This window comes from Stieleria varia (assembly GCF_038443385.1).
GTDB lineage: Bacteria > Planctomycetota > Planctomycetia > Pirellulales > Pirellulaceae > Stieleria > Stieleria varia.
Genome location: NZ_CP151726.1, coordinates 4,218,669 through 4,241,698 on the forward strand (window position 1 = coordinate 4,218,669; position 23,030 = coordinate 4,241,698).

The 23,030-nt window shown below is 56.5% G+C and carries 11 protein-coding genes; 6 read left to right on the forward strand and 5 right to left on the reverse strand.

Translation table 11 applies throughout. From position 1 onward, the window contains the following. The first annotated feature begins 2 nt into the window (after window positions 1-2). Window positions 3-1,142 carry a thiamine phosphate synthase gene (locus Pla52nx_RS14205; protein ID WP_146521033.1) on the forward strand — a complete coding sequence of 380 codons (1,140 nt, stop codon included), beginning with the start codon at window positions 3-5 and terminating at the stop codon, window positions 1,140-1,142. Window positions 1,143-1,253: 111 nt separating this feature from the next. Here the strand turns inward: Pla52nx_RS14205 and Pla52nx_RS14210 are convergent, their stop codons facing one another. Together Pla52nx_RS14210 and ppdK are read right to left on the reverse strand one after the other, a co-directional pair. Beyond that, window positions 1,254-1,592 carry a tetratricopeptide repeat protein gene (locus Pla52nx_RS14210; RefSeq protein ID WP_231742095.1) on the reverse strand — a complete coding sequence of 113 codons (339 nt, stop codon included), beginning with the start codon at window positions 1,590-1,592 and terminating at the stop codon, window positions 1,254-1,256. 219 nt (window positions 1,593-1,811) lie between these two features. Beyond that, window positions 1,812-4,451 carry a pyruvate, phosphate dikinase gene (gene ppdK, locus Pla52nx_RS14215; RefSeq protein WP_146521031.1) on the reverse strand — a complete coding sequence of 880 codons (2,640 nt, stop codon included), beginning with the start codon at window positions 4,449-4,451 and terminating at the stop codon, window positions 1,812-1,814. Window positions 4,452-5,019: 568 nt separating this feature from the next. Here ppdK and cysS point away from each other — a divergent pair. Both cysS and ruvC read left to right on the forward strand, forming a co-directional pair. Then, a complete protein-coding gene (cysS, locus tag Pla52nx_RS14220) occupies window positions 5,020-6,627 on the forward strand; it encodes a cysteine--tRNA ligase (RefSeq protein WP_146521030.1) in 1,608 nt (535 codons plus the stop codon). After that, window positions 6,612-7,130, forward strand: coding sequence for a crossover junction endodeoxyribonuclease RuvC (gene ruvC, locus Pla52nx_RS14225; RefSeq protein WP_231742094.1), 519 nt, complete (start codon window positions 6,612-6,614; stop codon window positions 7,128-7,130). Before cysS ends, ruvC begins: the two co-directional genes overlap by 16 nt. An 85-nt stretch (window positions 7,131-7,215) precedes the next feature. Here ruvC and Pla52nx_RS14230 read toward each other — a convergent pair whose 3' ends face one another. The 3 genes from Pla52nx_RS14230 to Pla52nx_RS14240 all read right to left on the reverse strand — a co-directional run bounded on the left by Pla52nx_RS14230 (window position 7,216) and on the right by Pla52nx_RS14240 (window position 16,981). Then, on the reverse strand, window positions 7,216-12,015 hold the full coding sequence (locus Pla52nx_RS14230) for a serine/threonine-protein kinase (RefSeq protein ID WP_146521029.1): 4,800 nt from the start codon (window positions 12,013-12,015) through the stop codon (window positions 7,216-7,218). Window positions 12,016-12,112: 97 nt separating this feature from the next. Continuing rightward, the gene (locus Pla52nx_RS14235) at window positions 12,113-16,075 is read right to left on the reverse strand and encodes a S8 family serine peptidase (protein ID WP_146521028.1); all 3,963 of its coding nucleotides are present in this window, start codon (window positions 16,073-16,075) and stop codon (window positions 12,113-12,115) included. A 201-nt stretch (window positions 16,076-16,276) separates the two neighbouring features. Further along, on the reverse strand, window positions 16,277-16,981 hold the full coding sequence (locus Pla52nx_RS14240; protein WP_146521027.1) for a PEP-CTERM sorting domain-containing protein: 705 nt from the start codon (window positions 16,979-16,981) through the stop codon (window positions 16,277-16,279). A gap of 178 nt (window positions 16,982-17,159) precedes the next feature. On the opposite strand from Pla52nx_RS14240, the gene Pla52nx_RS14245 reads away from it, so the two are divergent. The 3 genes from Pla52nx_RS14245 to Pla52nx_RS14255 all read left to right on the forward strand — a co-directional run bounded on the left by Pla52nx_RS14245 (window position 17,160) and on the right by Pla52nx_RS14255 (window position 23,009). Further along, a complete protein-coding gene (locus tag Pla52nx_RS14245; protein ID WP_146521026.1) occupies window positions 17,160-18,104 on the forward strand; it encodes a hypothetical protein in 945 nt (314 codons plus the stop codon). A 94-nt stretch (window positions 18,105-18,198) separates the two neighbouring features. After that, window positions 18,199-19,407 (forward strand): hypothetical protein, encoded by a 1,209-nt coding sequence (locus Pla52nx_RS14250; RefSeq protein ID WP_146521025.1) that lies wholly within the window; start codon window positions 18,199-18,201, stop codon window positions 19,405-19,407. Window positions 19,408-19,952: 545 nt separating this feature from the next. Continuing rightward, window positions 19,953-23,009 carry a PSD1 and planctomycete cytochrome C domain-containing protein gene (locus tag Pla52nx_RS14255; RefSeq protein ID WP_146521024.1) on the forward strand — a complete coding sequence of 1,019 codons (3,057 nt, stop codon included), beginning with the start codon at window positions 19,953-19,955 and terminating at the stop codon, window positions 23,007-23,009. Window positions 23,010-23,030: the final 21 nt, after the last annotated feature.

The following is a 23,030-nucleotide window of genomic DNA, read 5'->3' on the forward strand; positions in this document are numbered from 1 at the left end:
AATTGAACGGAAATCCCCGGGTCGTCTATCGTATTCTAGATGCCTCCGCGAATCGAGCAGGAGAAGGCCTGCGGACGCTGGAGGAGTATGCTCGATTCGCACGCGATGACGCTGAGATGTCCGCAGAGATCAAGTCGCTGCGACACGATCTCGCCAATCTAATGAAGCGGTTGGATCGCGACGCATTGCTTGCCGCCCGCAATGTGCGTTCGGATGTGGGCACAACCATCCAAACCAAGTCAGAATATCAGCGAACAGACACGCTCGATGTCGTCGTCGCGGCAGGCACCCGCGTTGCTCAATCGATGAGATGCTTGGAGGAATACGGGAAAATTCTCGATCCAGAATTCTCCAAGGGGATTGAGTCCCTGAGATACCGCGTTTACATCGTCGCCGCAAACATCGAACGAAGCCTCCTCAGGGACCGGGGAACGTCGACGGCCGATGACCAATCGCCAGGTGATGTTCGGACCGGGCCACAACGTCGGGACTTGCTGGCCGGGGCAATGCTCTACGCTTTGGTGGACGTGTTTAATACCGCCGAGAAGCTGCTGTCACATTGTGATCAACTCACGCAATCCGGCGTGGACATCATCCAATTGCGTGACAAGAACACGGATGATCGAACACTCTATGAACGATCTGTCGTTCTTGCGCGTCGATTGCAGTCCACCAACACGCTCTTGATCATCAATGACCGAACCGACATTGCGATCGCGGCCGGCGCCGACGGCGTCCACTTGGGGCAATCGGAATTGCCGATCCGAGAAGCGAGGCGGATGCTGGGTTCCGATCGTCTGATCGGGGCATCGACGCACACGATCGAACAAGTTCACCGGGCGATCGGCGACGGCGCCGACTACATCGGATGCGGCCCCGTCTTTCCGGGGGCGACCAAGTCCTTTGATCATTTCCCCGGCGTGGAGTTTTTGGGGCAAGTGCACTCGTCAACCGTGGAGACTCCACGCCCGGCGTTTGCCATCGGCGGCATCAATGAGCACAACATCGAACGAGTCCTCGATGCAGGATTTCATCGGATTGCCGTGTCAGGTGCGATCAGAGACGCGGCGTCTCCGGGAGATGCCGCCGCCGCCCTCAAGCAACGCTTGCTCGACTCACGTCGCTGGCGGGCCGTTGATTGAGTGAGCCGCGACGCGTAAGCGGCCGGACTTAAAACGCTGCCCGGTGCCTTACGGCTCACCCTTGCGTCACCAATCTTGGCTAGATCAACGGCTCGCTAGCCTGGCATTGAATCACTGCTGCGATTGCAGCATCTGTGCGCGAGCCATCGCGTCTTCGGCTTTCTGAATGTAGGTCTGATCTTGCGTGCCCGCCCATGCTCGTTGATAGGTCACGCTCATCGCGGTGAAATTGAACGAGTCGGTCGGCTCCAATTCACACGCTTTCTCGCCATGCTCGATGGCTTCGGCGTGTTGGCCTGTCTTGGTGTAGACACGTGCGAGTGCCAAGTGCGCCAGGACAAACGATTCGTCTTCGGCGACAATCGCCTTGAGTCCATCGATCGCTTCGGTGAACTTTTCATCGTCGATCAGTTTTTCGACGTCGTTGTATTGGGCGTGAAGATCGCTCATTGGAATCTATCGTAGGAAAATTGGGTTTGAACGGGGGCCAAAAAGTTGACCCCATTAAACGTCATCTCGCACGACGACGAAAGGGAGGCGAGCGGGTCAGGCAGCGGATTGCTCGCCTCGCCCGACTCAACGGTTGCAGCAAGAAAAAAGCCTTCCGCGGATCAACCGCGAAAGGCTATGAGTTATCCAGATGCTGCTGTGCAGCAGATCAGCTGATGACTAGCTATTGATCAGGGCTGCTTGAGCGGCGGCCAGTCGGGCGATCGGCACACGGAAGGGGCTGCAGCTGACGTAGTTCAATCCTGCACGGTGGCAGAATTCAACCGAGCTTGGCTCGCCGCCGTGCTCGCCACAGATACCGACCTTGAGGTCCTTCTTGGTCGAACGTCCCTTTTGAACGCCCATCTCGACCAATTGTCCCACGCCGGTTTGGTCCAGGGACTGGAAGGGGTCGACCAACAGGATGTCCTGGTGCAGGTAATCTGGCAAGAACGTTCCCACATCGTCACGGCTGTACCCGAACGTCATTTGCGTCAGGTCGTTTGTGCCGAAACTGAAGAAGTCTGCGTATTGAGCGACGTCATCTGCGGTCAAGCAAGCACGTGGGATTTCGATCATCGTGCCGATCGAGATATCCAACTTGCCGGAGAACTTCTTCGCTTCGATGGTCGATGCGATGGTTTCCTCGACCTTGCCACGCAGCAGCTTCAATTCGGCAGCAGTGCCGACCAACGGGATCATGATTTCAGGCATCGCCTTGATCTTGCGTCCCGCACAGTTGATCGCTGCTTCTACGATCGCACGGACTTGCATCTCCAGGATTTCTGGATAGGTGATGCTCAAGCGGCAACCGCGGTGACCCAGCATGGGGTTCGACTCGTGCAAGGCCTCGGAACGCTTCTTGATTTCCGCAGGCTTTACACCGAGTTCGGTCGCCATGTCTTTTTGCGCGGCGGCTTCGTGAGGCAGGAACTCGTGCAACGGCGGATCCAGTAGACGCACGGTCACGGGCAGGCCGTCCATCGCTTTGAAAATGCCTTCAAAGTCTTTGCGTTGGAAAGGCAACAGCTTCTTCAGGGCAGCGCGTCGATCCTTTTCATCTTGTGCCAGAATCATCGAACGCATGTGGATGATGCGATCTGGCTCAAAGAACATGTGTTCGGTACGGCACAGGCCGATGCCTTCGGCGCCGAAATCACGTGCACGTTTGCTGTCTGCGGGTGAATCCGCATTGGTGCGAACGGCAAGGGTGCGGAACTCATCCGCCCACTTCATCAATTGGGCAAAGTCACCGGAGAGCTTCGGCTCTTGGGTCTCGACTTCACCCAACATGACTTCGCCGGTCGTTCCGTCCAAGCTGATGACGTCGTTGACGCCGAGCGTCTTTCCGTTGACCTTGATCTTGCGACCTTTCTCATCGATTTCGACATCGCCGGCTCCGGCGACACAGCATTTACCCCAACCGCGAGCAACCACGGCGGCGTGGCTGGTTGCACCACCGGTGCTGGTCAAGATGCCGACGGCGGCGTTCATGCCGTCGACGTCTTCGGGGCTGGTTTCGCGACGCACCAGGATGACTTTTTCGCCGGCATCTGTACGCTCACGAGCTTCTTCAGCCGAAAACGCCAGCTTGCCGACGGCGGCACCTGGCGAAGCATTGATACCACGGCAGAGAACATCCGCTGCGTTGCGAGCGGTCGGTTTGAAACTGGGCAGCAACAGTTGGGTCAAGTCGTTCGCAGGAACCCGCATCACGGCGGCTTTCTTGTCGATCAACTTTTCCTTGACCATGTCGCAAGCGATCTTGACGGCTGCGATACCGGTACGCTTGCCGGTACGCGTTTGCAGCATGAACAACGTTCCACGCTCGATCGTGAATTCGATGTCTTGCATTTCCGCGTAGTGCGTTTCGAGCGTCTTTTTGACTTCGAGCAACTCCTTGTAGATCGCACGATTCCACTTCGGCATGTCGGCGACTTGCTCGGGAGTACGAATCCCGGCCACGACGTCTTCGCCTTGAGCGTTGACGAGGAACTCGCCGAAGAACTTGTTTTCGCCGGTGTTGGGGTTACGGGTGAAAGCAACTCCGGTTCCGCAGTCGTCGCCCATGTTGCCGTAGACCATCGACTGGACGTTCACGGCGGTACCGAGCAGACCACGGATGCCTTCGATCTCACGGTAGCGGACGGCACGTGACGTGTTCCACGATTCGAAAACCGCTTTGACCGCCAGTTCCAGTTGCTTGACGGGGTCCTGAGGGAATTCCTCGCCGGTGTGTTGCTTGTAGACATCCTTGTACTCATCGCACAATTGCTTCAGGCCTTCGGCGGGCACGTCGGTGTCTTCGCTGACCTTGTACTTCTTTTTGATCTTATCAAAGGCTTTTTCGAATTGATGGTGATCCATTCCCATCACCACGTCGCCGAACATGTTGATCAAGCGGCGATACGCGTCGTAAGCGAAACGTTCGTTCTTGGTGGCTTTTGCCAAGCCGGCGGTGGAGACGTCGTTCAGACCCAGGTTCAGAATCGTGTTCATCATGCCGGGCATGCTGACGGCAGCGCCGCTACGGACGCTGACCAGCAACGGATTGGACTCGTCGCCGAACTTTTTGCTGAGTTCTTTTTCCATCGTCGCGATGGCCTTGTCGACTTCCTCCATCAAGCCGCTGGGCAATTGCTTGCCCGCTTTGTAGTAGGCGTCACAAACTTCGGTCGTGATTGTGAAACCGGGAGGGACTGGCAGTCCGATGGAGGTCATCTCTGCCAGATTCAACCCTTTGCCGCCAATGAGGGTCTTGGACTTTCCTTTGCCTTCGGTCTTTGTCTTGCCGAAGTAGTAAACCATCTTGTTCGCCATGGTTGATCTCTGTGAAATCCGTCTTAGAAAGGGGGCGTAAATACGGCGTCAGGGTGACCGGGAATCTCCGCAGTTGGGAGAATCCTGGCGTCCGACCGCAGTGAAAATTGCAGTGAAATGAGACCAGAAAAATGGCCCTGGGCTCGAAACGCAAGAAACCATGGGAGACGGTTTCTGAGCGAGGGGAATGCCGAGCCCAGCCGGGGCCCTGCCAGCCCTGTCGGGGCCCTGCCGGCCCGACGGGGACCGCCAAGCGGCCATTAGCGTATTTCAGGGCCGAGATTTGGTCAATGAGCCTATCCATCGCCACTTCTGCAATTGCGGATCAGCCCATCGAATCGCCCTCGGCGATTTCCCGCTTGCCCCGTACAATCTAGATCGATGAGCTCGATTGCTCCGAAAAATCCCGCCGTTGAGGCTCGTCCCCAGACAAGGCTCGTCTTGCCCAGAACACGCCCTAAAGCCTAAAAAGCCCAGCGGAGCCTTCAGAAGGACCAGCGGAATAGCCTCCTGATCAGCGGCAAAGTCGCCTGATCTCTACCAGAACATTTCTACAAGCACAGTCAGCATGAGTACCGCGACAGCCTCCAGTCACTCGCACGTCCTGCCCGCCACCGGCCAACTCCGCGTCTACAACACGCTCAGCAAGACGAAGGAGCCGTTTGAGCCGCTTGAGCCGCCCAAGGTCGGTATCTATCTGTGCGGACCCACCGTCTACGCGGAATCTCACATCGGCCACATGGTCGGCCCCGTGATCTTTGACACGATCAAACGGTACCTGACCTACTGCGGCTACCAAGTCACATGGGTCGTCAATATCACTGACGTGGACGACAAACTGATCAACAAGAGCAAGGAGCGTGGGATCCCGATCTGCCAAATCGCGACCGAAATGACGGCCGATTACTTGGCCAATCTACGTGAATTGGGGGTCAATCAAATCGACCACATGCCTCGGGCAACCGACTACATCGGCCACATCATCCGATTCATCCAGCAGTTGGTGGACAAGGACCACGCATACGCGGTCGATGGCGACGTGTTCTTTGACGTGGCCAAGGACCCTCGCTACGGACAACTTTCCAATCGACGCAGCGACGATCAGCAGGGCGAAGGCGGCGGAGCAGCGGCCAAGAAACGATCCCCCGGTGACTTTGCCCTCTGGAAATCCGCCAAAGCAGGTGAGATCGCTTGGGACAGCCCTTGGGGCTCCGGCCGACCCGGATGGCACATCGAGTGCAGCGCCATGAGCCACGAGATCCTCGGTAAGACCTTTGATATCCACGGCGGCGGCTTGGACTTGATGTTCCCCCACCACGAAAACGAACTGGCACAAAGTAGCTGCTGCCACGACGCGCCGATGGTCAAATACTGGATGCACAACGGCCTGATGCGAGCCGGTGAGAAAGGCAAGGTCGGTGGCAAGAGTGACCGCGACGACCAAGCCGCCAATGAGGCGTCGACCGAGGAAGCCGCATCGGGCAAGATCAGCCGCAGCAAAGGCGCCGGCGGATTGTCCGATCTGATTCGCCAACAGACCGGCGAGCGGATCCGTTTCTTTCTGCTCCGCACGCACTACCGATCGACCATCGTTTACAACAACGAAGGACTCGAGGAAGCAGGCACGTCGCTGGAGGCTTTTTACCGTTTCTTTGCCCGCTACCAGGAAATCACCGGCGAGTCGTTCTATGCGATCGACGTCGCCAAGACCCGAGCAGCCGGCGAATTTGATCCCGCTCAAGACGAATTGCTGAAGCAGGTCCACGAGCTACGTGAAAAATACCTCGCAGCCATGGACGACGATTTCAATACCGGAGCCGCGATCAGTACGCTGTTCGATTGGCTCCGCATGCTCAATCGTCACATGGACCAAAACAATTTGGCTGCAGGTGCCGACGCTGACTCACCCGCCGTCCGCTCGCTTGCTAAAGCCACAGAAGTGTTTCGTGAGCTGGCCTCGATTCTCGGGCTGTTCGTCAAAGCTCCGCCGCAAGGAGGCGGTGACGATGACTCAGCGGACTTACTCGATCAAGCCATCCGGTTGCTGATCGATCTACGCAAAGAAGCACGCGAGAAAAAGGACTACGCCACGGGCGATGCGATTCGTGATCGCTTGACCGCGATGGGCATCGCTTTGTTGGACAAGAAAGAAGGGACCTCGTGGGAACGAAGCTGACTTCGCCCCTCAAAATCCTTGGTATCGACCCGGGGCTGAACGTGACCGGGTACGGTGTGATCGAGATCCATGGCAAAACGCCACAGCTTTGCGAAGCCGGCGTCATCCGCAGCAAAGCCCGTGATAGCCTGGAACAGCGATTGGCGGAACTTCACGAAGGTGTCACCGAAGTCATCGAGTTGCACCGCCCGAAATTCCTTGCCCTGGAGCAACTTTATTCTCACTACCAACGCCCACGCACCGCGATCTTGATGGGGCACGCCCGTGGCGTGATCTGCTTGGCCGCTGCCCAAGCCGGGATCGAAGTCAAAAGCATCGAACCGACACGAGTGAAGAAAACGATGACCGGCAACGGTCACGCCCCCAAAAGCCAGATCCAACAAGCTGTCAAGTTGCAGCTCAATCTCACCGAGATTCCCGAGCCCGCCGACGTTGCCGACGCCCTGGCCATCGCCATCTGCGGCCACCACTTCAGCAACTCGCCACTGTCCAAGCTGTTCTGATGGAGAGTCGCCGTCAGCATCGCTGGTGACCAGGCTAGGCGCCATCCAGATCGCGAATCAAGCTTTCATCTCACATAAACAAAACTCACTCTGGCTCACCGTCAGCATTTTCTAAGTCTTTGACTTCGGTGTCGCTATCATCCACGCCTTCTTCGGCATCAAGCATCTCCTTCAACTCAAGTAGGGCGGGATGGGAATGTAGAAAGCTCATCGAATAAAACTGCAACGCGCCTCCGATGGCGTCTGGTGATCTCAACATCTTTCGATAAATCGGTAGCGCCTCGTCGGTTTGCCCCAATCGATGCAGGCATCCCGCCTCGATCCCCATCTGATTCATTGGCCCCAAAAACTGGTAGCCTTTCGATTTCGACTTCCAGTATTTCCTTGCCAACTCAAGTGCTTCGTCGTATCTGCCGCACTCAAAGAAAACCAGAGCGGCAACCAACTGAGTCTGGCCATCTTCAGGAAACTCCTCCAGGACGATTTCGATGAGAAACTCGATGTTGTCGAGCGTGTGTAGGCGGTGTAACGCAGGCCTTCGGCGTCTCGCATCAATCGTCGCAACGAATAAGGGATCAGCCCCGTCTCTGCTCCATGCGATGAGGGCATTGCGAAGTGTGTCCCGGAGGACTCCGGCGTTTTGCCATCCCTGTCTACAATGATGGCGGACCCATGCTGCTGTTTCGTCTGGTCCCTTTGTCGCCAGATGAAAGAAAACCGCGTACGATCGCTGAGACTCATACTCCGCATGCTCCAAGGCCCTCTCCATCTCATCAAACGCTTCGTCATCCCGCCCGAGATCGGACAGCAGCCAAGCAATCATTTCCCGTTCCTCGAATCCGCCTGCTCCCAAATCAACGCACTTACGCATACTCGCCAGACAATTCTCATGATCCTTGATGCTGAGATAGCATTGAACAAACTGGCGTTCCAGAGGGAGTGAATCCGGTTGCTGACGCGATGCACTCTTCAGCAGCGAAAGCCGTTGTTGAGCCCGATCTGTCTCACCCAAAAGCCGACTTAACACAATGATGGCGTCGGCATCAGAGGGGTGAAGCTCAAGTTGCTCTCGGAGCAACTGCTCGGCATGTTCAAACTGCCCCAAAGAGAGCATGCAACTGGCGAGTTTAACTCTTTCGGTAAACTGATCTGGATTGGCAGAAAATGCCTGCCCCAAAAACTCCGCAGCCGCTTCGCGTTTCCCATTCGTCAGGCACTCGTTTGCGCGTTCGATGAAGGCAACTTGCAGCTTTGAAATCGCCCGATCATTCAATGCCAAGTTGAGTTGTCGCTTGGCGAGCGAGAAGACACGTCGAGTCAAATCCGAATTGGCGTCGGGGTTTTGGCGGAGCGTCAATGCGATGAAGCGGTCCAAGGCATTGGCATCGTTGGGGCGCAAGGAGACCGCGGCTGTCGCGTAGCCCATGGCATCTTCTCCCGTGGCCAGCCAATTGCCCATTCGGTTTTCGGCCAATGCCAGTAGCAGACGCTCGTTGTCCATTGATCGAACATAGGATTGCTGCAAGAGTTCGTATGCCAGGTCATGTATATTGAACCACTCGATTTCGTCGAATGTCCAATAGACGCGGATCTTTGTCAGTCGCTTCGTTCGGGGCGTTTCCTCTTTAGATGAGTACACCCGAACACGAAGTCCGTCGCGGAACTCCGTGGAGTTGGGAAACTCCACTTTGACGATGCAAGAACAGACCTCACGTCCAGGGGGATGAGCAAACTTCCAAGCGGTCCCGTAATCTTGGTTGAACGCACCTTGAATCGGGCCGTCATAGGATCGAACTTGATCCGCCATCACATTTGTCTTCTTGAACTCCACCGCTCCGCCGTAGGAATGGCCTCTGCCGAACAGTTCAAGGATCGAAACTCTTTGAAAAGCACGATCAGATAGAGCCGAATCATCGAAGGTATCGATCCGAAACGCAGTGGGTGCGGGGTGCCCTTTTGGAAAACCGAGATAGTCGAGTGTGACGTCAAACTGCTGCCCAGGCGTGACTGTAATCCAGCCGTCGTCGGTCAGCGATGCATCCACATTGCTACCGATGCGTGGATCCTTTGTTTGCCACTGAATCTCATTTCTCAACTTCTCGACCGTGCGATCGTTGGCGGATTGATTGACGAGATCAGAGAGCAGGATGATGTGATCGACCGGATGCTCACTCGCTGAGGGATCGCTAAGTAACCGCTGCAGCGACTCCAAGCCGGGGTTTTGCAACGATGCCCACAATTGCTGTGTCCATGGGTCTTGGTTCGCCTGATTCAATCTCTCCACGATTTGATCGACGTTTGCAGCGGTCGATTCGACATCCACGTGATCCGAGACACTCAGACGCAATCTCGCAAAATTTTGATCGCCCCACCGAGGGATGGAATGGTTGTGAAAGGTGATCCTCAACACGCGTGCAGTTCCCGGAGACGCCTCACTCAACAGCGTTTCATTCGCCATTTCGCCCATTCCGGCATCGTCCAAGCGAAAAATCGCCCATTGCTGACGAGTCGGCGAGAGCGTCAGATTCCAATGTGTTGCCGTGAGAGGTTCGTTGCGAAAACAAAATGAAGCCTCTGAGGACACGATGGAAATCGGCACGACCCGTTCGCCCTGGACAAGTTCAACGACGAGGTTCGACATGCACGCACTGCCATCCGGGCCCCGCCCAATGGTCCCAGTTGCCGCGTCAACGTTGTCCTCACCCCGAGTGCTCGGCAAGGCTTCGATTCGCAGCAATTCTGGGGTACTGTCCGATAGCGGGAAATCGAATTGATACACATCGCAAATCGGATTCTTTCCGATTGCTTCGATGGAACCGTCTTGCCGCTGAACCAACTGTGCACCACCTTTCGAATCGTACTGCCCGTCCTGCAGCAATCGCCACGGGATTTCGGCTCGCATTGTCGCAGGGGTGGCCTGTGCGACGGCCACTTGCAATAGTCGCAGGTGGATTTCGATTCGAGAGCGAGCCCACTCGGGCAACCGCTCTAATTTATCTAAGCCTTGTTCAGGTGATTGCAGATCCAGTCCCCACTCCTGTAACGCTTCGATCGTCGGGCCGATCGCAATACCGCTGGCGAAGTGTGGCTTTTCCTCAACACTCCATGAACGGACGATCGGCGCTGATACGTCTTGGTCCATCGCCTCAAATCGAATCTTCTCGATTCGGTTCAGCAGCAAGATCGTTTCATTGATCTCTTCCCATTGATTGCGGAGACTGGCGACGCGGTCATGGACTTCGTTCCCTTCATCGTTCAGGCCCCCTTGCCACTCCTCTGCTTGCAGCACCGCCGCCCTGGCGCGATCCAGCTGCCCCTGAGTCGGGGCTTCCTGTGCGATATCAGCAAGCGATGTGGCGCCCGCAGTCAGCTCTTTGTCGATCCGGGCGACGATTTCGCGTTGCCGTTGTTTCAGCTCTTCGATTTGATTTTGCTGAACGAGCGCCGCGCGACGTTCAGCGTCCGCGAGGGCCTCTCGATTTCGTGCGATCCACCACCCCACGGCGAGCGAACCGGCGAAACCGATGATGACAATGCTCAGCAGCATCGTACTGAGCCGTCGCCGCCGTCGCTCGGCCGCCGCAGTTTGCTCTGCTTCCTCTGCCCTTGCCCCCGAAGCAGCTCGATCCAGTTCTGCAACCCTCAGTCGGTCCTCCAGACTCGTTCGATACTCGATCATCTTGTGGGCAAGTTCACCTGCATTGGCGGGCCGATCCAACTTGTTCGGCGAGAGAGCCTCTCGCACGATCGCCTTCAGAGCATCGTCGCAACCGCACTCGTCCAGACGCTGGTAGCATTCCTGCAGGTCCCCTTGGCGAACCATTTGCAACAGCTTGCGACCGTCGGGTTCGCGATAGGCGGGGTACCCGGTCAGGATGCGACACAAAATGGAGCCCAATGCGAATACGTCTGAACGGAAGTCCATTTCGTGGACGAGGCCGTTGGCCTGTTCGGGCGGCATGTAGGCAAGCGTACCGATGACGCTGCCGATTCGCGTTCGCGACTCATCGGTCTGACTCGGGTCGGAATGGCTATCGGGAGAACTGGGCGTCTGAATGACCGTGACCGTTTGTTCGATAAGCTTGCCCGTGTCAGAAAGCTCACCTTTGGCGACGACCACGCCTGGGTCTAGATCTTCCCGTGCATTCCTTTCTGCGACGATAGCCGACTCATCTGGTTGGCCGACGACCTTTGCCAAGCCCCAATCGAGGACTTGAACCTCGCCAAACGCTCCCACCATGATGTTGGACGCTTTCAAGTCACGATGGATGACATTCTTGGAATGCGCGTAGGCCAGGGTTTGGCACACCGAGACAAACGGGTCAAGCCAAACCTTCACATCGTTGGCGACGCCGTGCTGCTCCAGGGAATCGCTCAGCGTCTGTCCCTTGACGTACTTCATCGTAAAGTACGAGATGCCTGAATCGAGCGTGCCGAAGTCATAGATGGGAACGATCCCAGGGTGTTGTAGCTGGCCGCCAATCTGCGCCTCTTCGACAAATCGACGATGAAGGTCGACTCTCGACGTACCTTCACGCCTCAAGACCTTGAGCGCGACGTTGCGTCCCAGCACATGATCCAGGACCAAGTAGACCTCGCCCATTCCACCACACCCAAGCAATCGCCGATAAGCGTATCGACGGGGTAGCGTTGGCGCATCGCCAGGAATGAAATCAGAGTCCGCAGCGGGTTCGGCAAATCCGTCGACGGCCAACCCGCATCCCTCGTTTGCACGCGACGGTTTCCGCATGTCCGAGTTTGCGAAATCAAAGGCACGCCCCAGCGTATCGAGTGAAACATCGCCGTCGGTATTACGATCATCAAGCCGAGTGGGATGGTCGCTTCCTCGTCCCGAGTTCGATGATGCGTTGTTCTCGTCTGTCATTTCGCGATACGGATTCTGTAGGGCGCGACCCACTCGACGGACTTACAGGGGGTACCAAACTGTGGCAATCCAAGCTCGTGAAATGGTCTTGAGAGGCTCAGTCTATCTCTCGCGATCCGATTGTACTGAAGACTTCATCGAACATGTTCAGGTTCGATGTCGCAGTCGTCGATTCAGAGCCATCCATTGCCGTCGGAGCGGTCGGAATCGAAGGCTCTGTCGCGGGCAACGTTCCGCCCGTCAACTGGAAAACCTCGAACAGATCACCTGAAAAACTGATCGTGCCGTTGCCGTCGATGTCATAACGGCGGAAGCTCGGATCCGCGGGATCGTTTCCAGTGTTTGAGAAAACGGTAAAAAGGTCTCCTGAGAAGCTAACGGAACCGGAGTTGTCGACGTCCCCTGGCAACACATTGAATCGAAAGTGAAAGTCGCCAAGTGTGTTGGAGTCACCGGACGAAGATTCTTGACCGGTCGTCCATTCACCGTCCAGCCGGTTTCCCGCAGCGTCCGTCAATGTGTCGAACACCGTCAACAGCATTCGATCCGCCTGGATACTGGCCAACGGACGAATCACCAGCCGATAGGTTGCCGGGTCGTAATCAATCGAATCCACCCGAGCCAAGTTCAGTCCGTCAGCGCCCTGCAGGAACAGGTGTTCGGGTGCCAGCGAATCTCCAACATCCTCGCTGAACTGTATAGTGATTTCATCGACTCCGCCTCGCCATGGCACGCTATGGGATTGATGAATACCACGCAACGAATAGCCGGGTTCATCGCCAAAAGTCTGACGCAGAGCCGAACCCCACTGCTCTGAGTTGACCCAGACATCGTCAATCCGTGGCGGCGTGACGTCGGGCGCAAAGTAGACGCCGAAGTTGTATCCGAGAAGCGGATCGCCGGTCACCACTGTCAGGTCCAGTTGGCCACTGGACGGATACGTCGCCACGGCGTGGTCAACGGGGCGGACTGTGATCCGATGATTACCCTGTGGCACATCCACGAACACGTAGTTTCCGGATTCATTGGCGGGAGTAATTGGATTGTCCGCCTGAGTCGTGGTGACACGGTCGACGCTGCCATCACCGTCGATATCCAGTTCGACAACTTGACCGGGAACCCCCGCGTCCGAAACGATCGGGTAGCTAAGCCGGAATTCGAATCCTGCACCGAGCCGCTGGACCACGACTCCGTTGCCAAACTGCACCGTGGCAGTCAATTCACCGTCCGACAGCCAACCGTTGATCGTCGCTGCATCGACCACCAGCGAATCCGAATCGGAAACAAGCAGATCGCCGCTGTTGACATTTCCGAGCCACTGCAACGTCAACTCATTCTCGATGATGACGGTCGCCCCGGTGTTGGCGACACCCAGATAGCCAATCGCGGAAAGCTCCAGCGTCGCATCCCCCACGGCGGTTCCCATCGAAGCGATGGAAACATTCGTCACGATATCTCGCAGCACGGCAAGCGGGGCTTGATAGCTGCCCGAAGCAAGGTTTTCATCGGCGCTGACGTAGGCGATGGTGATCTTGATGAAGTTGCTATTGTTGGACGAAAACGATCCAGGGGCGATCGTTGTTGCTTGGAGCTGCAATACACCATCTGCGATAGCGGCGTCCCAAGCAGGCCCCTCCAGTTCCACGGTACGCGTGGCGTAGATCTCTGCATTGCCCTCCGGCTGAACTCCGGCGAACAGGGGATAAGTGATCGAGTCGAGCTTGACATTGAGTGTCGCATTCGCCAAACCCAGGTGACCACGGACCTGAACGGTCATTCTGGCGGCACCTGCGAAAGTCGGCAGGTTGGTGAGCGTGTAGTTCGATGGCACGTATGGAAAAATGGAGCCACCGAATGTGTGCGTCACAACAAACTCATGGTCGGCTCGTGAGTGAATGACACCGTCATTGTCCGAGTCATTGTAGACCGACCCAAAGATGGACGACTCAGGCGGATTGAGCAACACAGAAACCGTGTCGAGCCCGACACCCTGATTGCGATTGTTCGTCTCGTTTGTTTCAGCGATCAAACCGGTCGCGTCAACCACGTAGCCGATTGTGTAGTTCGTCTGCCCGTCCGTCCAGAACGTTTCGCCAGGACCTGGTAACGTCAAACGAACTTGATCAACGATGCTGCCGCTGCCCAGGACCCCGGCAATGGAATCGGTTCCGATCCGGTAGTCCGTCGCAGGATCGATCGTGCTGTCGGAGCTGATGTAGAACTCAATGATCGAACCTGGGGTGGGACCGCCACCCGAGTTGGATACCGTGTATTCCAGTTCGACGACTCCGCCCCAGACGTCGTCTGAGGACAGAACCGTCAATCCGGCGCCGGCTAAATCCTGGGGTAAATTATTGATGGTCACCCCAACCTGATCGACGCCTTCGGTGCTGCTAAGGTTGTTGAGCTCATTGAGCTCATCAATCGCTGAGAGTGAATCCACCCAAAGTCCAATCGTGTACTGCGAGTCGAAATCCCAGAACGGATCGTTGGCGGCAGGGAACGTAAATGGGACGGTCAAATTCGTGGACTGGCCGGCGCCCAGCGACGGTACAGCGGCATCCGCCAGTCGCAAGTCGCCGGTGAAGGAAACGACTTCGTTTCGACTCACAAACAAGCCGACTTCCGAGACAGGTGTTGCGGTGGAGCCCGAGTTGGTGATGGTGAAAGTCGCTGAGCCGGCGTCACCACGAAGCGGTCCGGCACTGACGGTTAGATTCGAGATCGACAAATCGCTCGAGCTTTCCGCCATCGCCACAATGGATTCCGCGAGTGCCAACATATCAACGCCGGGATAGTCCACGCCCGTTTCGGGAATCAATCCACGCCCCGGTCCGGTTTGGCGAATGAGGTGCTCGAACTCTTTGAACGTCAGGCGTCGACCAAGCTGATCCTCCGCGACTTCCTGAGCCAACAAGACCACTCCGGCAACGTGCGGCGAGGCCATCGACGTACCCGCCAGCGAACGGACGCCACCTCCCGGCCACGCCGCTTCGACCCGATCGCCAGGCGCAAACACGGTTGTCAACTCAGGGTCTCGCTGAGAGAATCCGCTGAGTCCACCGCCACTACGTTCGCTACCGATCGACAATGAATTAGGGTCTGCCGATGGATATCCCACGCCGTTTCCGTTTCCCGAATGGTACTCATTTCCCGATGAAGAAACGACAATGATATTCATGGCCGCCAATGCCGCCATTTCGTCTCCGATTCCATACTGACTGATCGCTTCGGTGATGAAACTGCCGTCACCGAGCGACATATTCACGCTGGCAATGTTGTAGGTGGCCGCGTTGCTGACGACCCACTTCAACGCTTGCTCGACACCAGCGAAACTGCCGGAGCCGCGTGAATTCTGTGTTTTCAGGGCAATGATGTCCGCGCCAGGGGCCACGCCCTCGTACTGACTGTCACTGGAGGCAACGGTCGCAGCCACATGAGTGCCGTGCCCGTTGTCATCATCTGCCGACGCAGTGCCCACGAAACTCGCTTGATACACGATTCGGTCGGCGATGCCGTCACCGTTTGAATCGGGGCCGAAGTGGGGGTGATCCAAGTCGATCCCGCTGTCGATGATGACCGTCGCAAACGATCCGCCATCGAACGAGGCAAAGCGACTGTCGGATCTGAAACCATCGATGTTGATTCGATTGGTCGACGCGACCAAGTTGACGCCCACCGAATCGGTGGGCTCCAACGGCTCGATCAATGTGGGAATCCGAATCGGTATGTCCGATCCCGTTAGCGAAAGTTCTGCCAAGGCCTTTGCAACCGCGTCGGAAACGTCGCGATCGCTGGCCTCGTCGAAGCCAAAAGACACAGAATCGTTGGCCAAATCATTCGACGTCGTGCTATCGGAGATCGATATCACTGGATTGAAGTGGTCACTGCTGTAGTATGGACCGTAGAACGCCGAACCATTTTGCGCTGTATCGATCAATAGGGCGTCGCTACCAGCAGCGTCCCCTGCGGTGGTTTGCACACTGACTTCTGCCGGCTCGTCCACAAACTCGTGGGGCTCGCAGAACTCGATTCCCTCGAACCCGGCAGCGTCGAGCAAACAACGGGCCTCCAACCTCTCCAGTCCGGTGCGTGTTCTGAGCCTCGCTATGGCGTGGCGAAGTCCTTGACGTCTTTGCGCTGTCGCCCGGACATCACGATGGAACCATTTGAGTGTGACCACAACAAGAACCCTCGTGCCGATCGCAATGCAGAATGTAAAGAAAGTGGGAGACAGCAGACGACGCGTCGCAAATTTGCGTCAGGCTCGAATAACGTTTGATAACGCAGTCCTGCGTCGACGCCTCATCATGGCGCATCCACAGACCAATCCGACCAGTGCACAAATACCGCTTGGCTCGGGAACAGCACTGATCGTCACGGTGGCGTTGTTGAATTGGACGGTCGATAAATCAATCAGACCGATTCCGGAACGTAGCGAGAAATCGGTGTCGGTGGAGGCGAAGTTGAAATCAAAGGTTTGGCCTGCTGCGATCCCGGAACGAAAGACAGCGTCGAATGTGAAAATCTGCAAATCGGATGAGGCATCCAAAGGAACGACCCCCAATCCTCCGAAAAAGATGTCGTCGCCATTTCGCTCCGTCTCACCAATACTCAAGGGTGCAAACACAAGCGGAGTCAGGTTGACGATCGAGACATCGCTTGAGGGCAACTGACGGCCGGCAATGTCGATCACGATGTCAAATGTCTGCAGTTGCTCGCCAGGATCACCATCGATGATGCCCGTAAACGAAACGGTCCCCCCGGTGCTGCTCTGAACGGTGCGGGAGGCAGGCGTCAGCGTCAACGAAAAGGCCGCATGGGCCGATCCAGATCCGGACGACCCAAACCACGGAATCAAACCAACAGCCATCAGCAAAATGGCGGAAAGACGCCGTGCTTTGACGGCTGTGTCTCCTCGGTACCATGTGAGGCAACCACTCGAAATGCTAAGCTCTTGGTTCATGGATTCGTCGCGTCGGCGGAGTAGATCGGGCTGTCACGGCTGGAAAAACCAGTTTGTTACCAGTTTGTTTCCAGTTGATTGGGAGGCTAATGCCTCGCGGTTTTCAAGTCAACCAGAAAGTCACAATCGTGGGCAATTTGCGATCGTTTTGGCAATCGAACAGGGAGTGAGCGTTCAAATGACCCCACCAGCAGACAACGATCAGGATGGATGCCTCGTCTGCGGAAGTGCCGAAAAACGCCTACGTCGTGGCCTTTGCAACCGCCACTACCAACAATTCTTGAGGCGGCAGAATGGCATTTCAGAGGCGGAGGGTCCGGCCGCAGCAGAGACATTTGAGAACGATTGCATTTGGCGAGGCCTGCTGAAACCCAAGGAAAAGGGCGGGCGTCCGAAGCAAGACGACGGAGACGTGTTTGCGGAGGTTGCTGAGGCGTCTGGTTCCGCCAAAACGCTTGTGACTTTGGCTTCATTGCGTGATGAACAGATTTCTCCTCTGCTGGTTGCTGCTTTCACCTCTGTCGGCTCCAAAGGCCACGGGCTGTTCGCAGACGGATTGCTCACCCTGATCAACGGCCATTTTCGTCGCACGTCGAGAATGACGAACGAAGAAGCAACCGAAACGGTTGTGATGGAACAGGAGGACACCATCGGAGTGAACCTCAACGGGCTGGAAGACCGTGCAATCGAAGGTGCAATCAAAGATAAAATTGACAGTGCATTGATGGGGCTGTCTGCTTCGCTCCCGAATATTTCGGACTGGTCGTCTCTACGAGTTGCTCAACAGCATGCTCATTGGTCTCGTCAATTGTTATTGGAAACAGTGGAGCACCGCGTCTCGCCATTTCATCTGCGAACGGACTTCTACCGACGGGTGCGAGACAAACTCTCTCCGCAGCGGACAGACCTTGAGTTTCGGCATCAGATTCTTGATTTCCTTAGCGACACTGACACGTTTGAGCAAACGGTAACCGACGCTTTCAGCTTTCAATTGTTTGGCGGCTTGTCCACCGATGAGGTTTCGAAGCTGCTGGATGTTTCTCGCGAAGAGCTATTGCTGATGCAATCCCGAATGAAAGTCGGCTTGTTGCGGCAATTTGAGATGAGCAGCACGCCCCATTGAGTGCTTCGCGGCATTACAATGAGCTGCAAACCCGAAGGTTCGGCTGGCGGGCCGAAACTCTGAACGACTTGCCGACCGCCTGTGGATGATGGAAATGAGCGAAGTGATTCCCGGATCGAACCCGAACAACATTCCCAGCCCCTCAGACTCCACGGATTGGAATCGAGAGCTGACGTCGACCCTCGACGCGATTCGTAGCGGAACGGACAAGTCTCGTGGGTGGACGTTCGATATGGATGACGCGCCCGAGCTCAATTCGGATCCGCTCGCCACGGCTCCAGTGCTACGAGAAGCACTGGTGTTCTTTCAATCGGAGCTACATCCGGTATGGAAAGAAACCGACAGCAAGGCACTGAAGAGTCAATCGCGGCACAAGATCGTTGCCAACCTCGCAATCTGGTCCGGGGTTGCTGCCGTGGCGATGGCGATCCTGCAACTCGTATTAGCCCACGTGCTGCCCACGGTCACGATTCTGACGACGATCCTCGAATTCGTCTCCATCGTGCTGGCTGCGATCACGGTGATGATGGGCATCACGCTCCACTTTCACCACAACTGGTTGTCCGCAAGACAATCCGCCGAACGTTTGCGTTCGCTGAAGTTCCAGTCGCTGGCATGGCACGAACTGTGGTGTGACTTGGACGCTTGGAAGACACGAGTCCGTGAGCAAATCAACAAACTGCGACACCTATCCAATGAACAAGCCGAGCGTTGGGCGACTGAGTCCGATTCCGCAGCACCCGATGAAGCCATGGATCCTGGTTGCCCGATCCCGCCAACGGAGTTGCGTGCGATCGCGGACTACTACCGCATCAAACGACTTGAGTTTCAAAAGAACTACTTTGACCTGCAATCCAATCGTGCCAACCGCTACTCGTGGGCACACCATTGGAAGCTTTCGCTCGTGATCTTCTTTGCCAGCGTCATCATCGTGTTGATGCATGGCGTGATCAGCTTGGCCTTGTCGCAGGGGCATGCCGAGGAGACGGCGACAACGGACGTCGACCATCATTCTTTCTGGCACATCGTCGAGTTCTGCCTGATCGGACTGGCCGCGTTGCTGCCAGTCATCGGTTTCGGCGTTCGCGCATGGATGAGCGCCTTTGAATTTCCCCGCAGCCGCAACTTGTTCCGAGCGAAGTCCTTGGCCCTGGATACCCCCATCGCCGTCTTGAAGGACTCGCCATACGACGAAACGGATTCCCTCCGCGTTCTGCAATCGCTTTCACACAGCGAGTATTTCTTGATCACCGAACACCGCGAATGGTGTCGCCTGCAGATCGAAACCGAGTGGTTTCTGTAGCGGGAAAGCCAACACTGTCGCCGGTCGACGTCTTTTTTGCCAAAATCACGCGGAGCGATGATTGCTACATGGGTTTCGCGACAGCTATTTCTCGTACGGTCATCAGTACGGTGGGTACTGTTATCGTCCCCTAGGGACGTATTGCATTCCGTCCCGAAGGGACATGACAAAATAGCCCAGGGCAAAGCGCAGCGTCGCCCTGGGTTGCTATGCGTCGTAACACCCCAAGCCCCGAAGTGGGCGTTACAGTGTTTTTTCGACACGGGATGAAGCAGCGTTTTGCCCTTTCAGGGCGAGGTGGTTGTTGGGTGTTCGATTACCCAGGGCGGCGCTGCGTTCTGCCCTGGGCTTTCATGTTCGGCCCCTTCGGGGCGTGTGGAAGATAAGTATTCTGATTCTCTGCTAAAATCACGTGGAGTGTTGATTGCTACATGGGTTTCGTGACACCTATTTACTACGCGTCCCGAGAGGCGCGGCTACGTGTTTTCCTTCAAGGCTCCCTCGTCAAACCGCACGTCGAAGGAACTTTGGGTTAAATTGGAACGATGCCCACCTCAATTTCCCACCTGCTGCTGTTTCTCTGGATTCCACTGCTCGGCCTTTTGACCGGCCATGCACACGCCGAAGGCATCGATTTTGTCCGTGACATTCGGCCGATCCTCTCGGAGAACTGTTCGTTCTGTCACGGCCCTGACGAAGCGACTCGAGAAGCCGATCTGCGGCTGGACACTGCCGACGGTGTGGCAACCGTTATCGACAAGACCAGCGCAGCGAGCGAACTCTACCGTCGCCTCATCACAGAAGATCCAGACGAGCGGATGCCGCCGCCTGAGTCGAATCGGAAACTAACACCAGAGCAGATCGAGCTGCTACGTCGTTGGATGGATGACGGTGCGAAGTGGGAACAGCATTGGTCGTTCCGCCCGATCACTTCGCCGCCCATCCCGCGTGTCGATCCCAATCCGGTCGCACCGATCCGAAACCCCATTGATGCGTTCGTTCAAAGCAAACTGGCTGAGCATGATTTGACTCCGTCGCCCGAAGCTCCCCGAGCAACGTTGATTCGTCGACTCAGCTTGGACCTCACCGGCTTGCCACCGACGCCTGATCAAGTCGACGAGTTCCTCGCGGACAACGACCCCGACGCATACGCTCGCCTAGTGGATCGACTGCTGGACAGTCCAGCCTACGGCCAACGCATGGCTTGGGACTGGTTGGACGCTGCACGATACGCGGACACCAACGGCTATCAAGGAGACAACGAGCGGACGATGTGGCCGTGGCGAGACTGGGTCGTCAATGCGTTCAACGACAACATGCCGTACGACCAATTCACGATCTGGCAGTTGGCTGGTGATCTGTTGCCCGACGCAACGCACGAACAGAGACTGGCGACCGGGTTTTGTCGAAACCACATGATCAACGGCGAAGGAGGACGGATCGCGGAAGAAAACCGTGTCGAGTACGTGATGGACATGTCCGAAACGATGGGCACGGTTTGGCTGGGGCTGACGCTGAATTGCTGCCGTTGCCACGACCACAAGTACGACCCCGTCACCAACGCAGAGTATTACCAGCTCTTTGCCTATTTCAATCAAACCCCGGTCAACGGTGGCGGTGGCGACGCACAGATGGCGCCCAACTTGCCCACGCCATCCGCCGAGCAACGCAAACAATTGGCGGACGTGAACGAGCAGATCGCTGCGCTCGATCAATCGATCCAAACATTGACAAAATCACTGGCCGCCCAGCAGGCTAAATGGGAACAAGGCGAATTGGCTCGTCTGACCGCGACGACTCAGTGGCATCCGTTGCACCCCGAAAAAGTCTTCGCCAACCACACGCAAACGCGAACCTTGCCCGACGACTCGGTGCTGACGTCCGGCCCTGCGGCTGACAACGACACTTACATGGTCATCGCAAAAACTGATCTGCGTCGGGTCACCGCGGTTCGCTTGGAAGCCCTGCGTCATCCATCGATGACCGAAGGTAGTCTCTCCAAGGCCGATAGCGGCAACTTCGTCCTCACCGGAATCGAAGTCAGCGTGGTTGAATCGGAGTCGGATGAGGCACCCGTGCATCCCTTTGCCACCGCGGAAGCCACCTTCGAACAAGGCGATTTGAAAGCGACCAAAGCCTTTGACGGAAATCCCAAGACAGGCTGGGCGGTCTACGAAGGCCGAATCGTGGACCGTGAACATGAGGCTGTCTTTCGTTTCAAAGAACCGCTGATTCCTACTGCCGACAAACAGATCAAGATCGTTTTACGTCACGATTCGGTCCATCAAAGACACAACTTGGGCCGATTCCGCTTGTCGCTCACCGACCACGCGGAACCCAGACTCGGCGAAGTGACCGATCAGTTGCTGACGGCGTTGCGGGTCGCCCCCGATGACCGGAGCGCCGAACAACGCACGTTGGTCTCCGACGCTTATCGTGACTCCAACCCGGAATTCAAGTCACTGCAGGACGAGCGAGCCAAGCTGGTTGAGCGTCGTGGGAAAATCGAAAAGAGTTTTCCAAAAGTGATGGTGATGGCGGACATGAGCAAGCCACGAGAAACGTTCATCTTGGAGCGCGGGTTGTACAACAAACCGAAAGAGCCGGTGACGGCAGAGCTGCCGGCGTTCTTGCCAACGCCCGAACAGTCCACCGAAGTCAACGATCGCCTCTCCTTGGCTCGCTGGCTGGTCGACTCTCAGAATCCGTTGACCGCACGGGTAACCGTCAACCGATTCTGGCAACAGGTTTTCGGAATCGGTTTGGTCAAGACAACCGAAGACTTTGGCGCACAAGGCGAAATTCCCGTCCACATGGATCTGCTGAACTGGTTGTCGGATCAGTTTCGCCAGGACGGGTGGAACGTCAAGAACCTGATGCGTTTGATCGTCACCAGCCACACGTATCGACAATCCTCCAAGATCACCGACCAAGACGTCTATCAACGTGACCCCGACAATCGGCTGTTGGCACGCGGTTCTCGTTATCGATTGCCCTCATGGATGATTCGTGATCAAGCCTTGGCGATCAGCGGTCTCTTGTCGCCCCAACAAGGCGGTCCGGCGGTCAACACGTATCAACCCGCAGGGATTTGGGAAGAAGCGTCCTTTGGCAAGAAGGTTTACCGACGCGATTCGGGTAGCCAGCTCTATCGCCGAAGCCTGTACACCTTTTGGCGTCGGATCATCGCGCCGACGATGTTCTTTGACAACGCCACACGTCAGACTTGCACGGTCAAGGTCAGTCGTACCAACACGCCGCTGCACGCGTTGCAGACGTTGAACAACGAAGCCTATGTGGAGGCGGCTCGCGTGTTGGCCGCCGGTGCCCTGCAGTCATCCGCTGCAACGGACGCGGATCGCATCGACTGGATCATGAAACGCTCGGTCGCTCGCACTGCCCAAGACGCAGAGCGATCCATCTTGCTGGCCGGCTTGCAACGGACTCGGCAACAATTCAAGGACTCGCCCGAAGCTGCAGCAAAGCTGATTGCGATCGGCGAGTCGCCTCGCGACGAGTCTCTCGACACGTTGGATCACGCCGCTTGGACCAGTCTCTGTCTCGCGGTCCTGAACTTGGACGAGACGCTCAATCGTGAGTGAAGCCCGCCGAAGGAACATGCC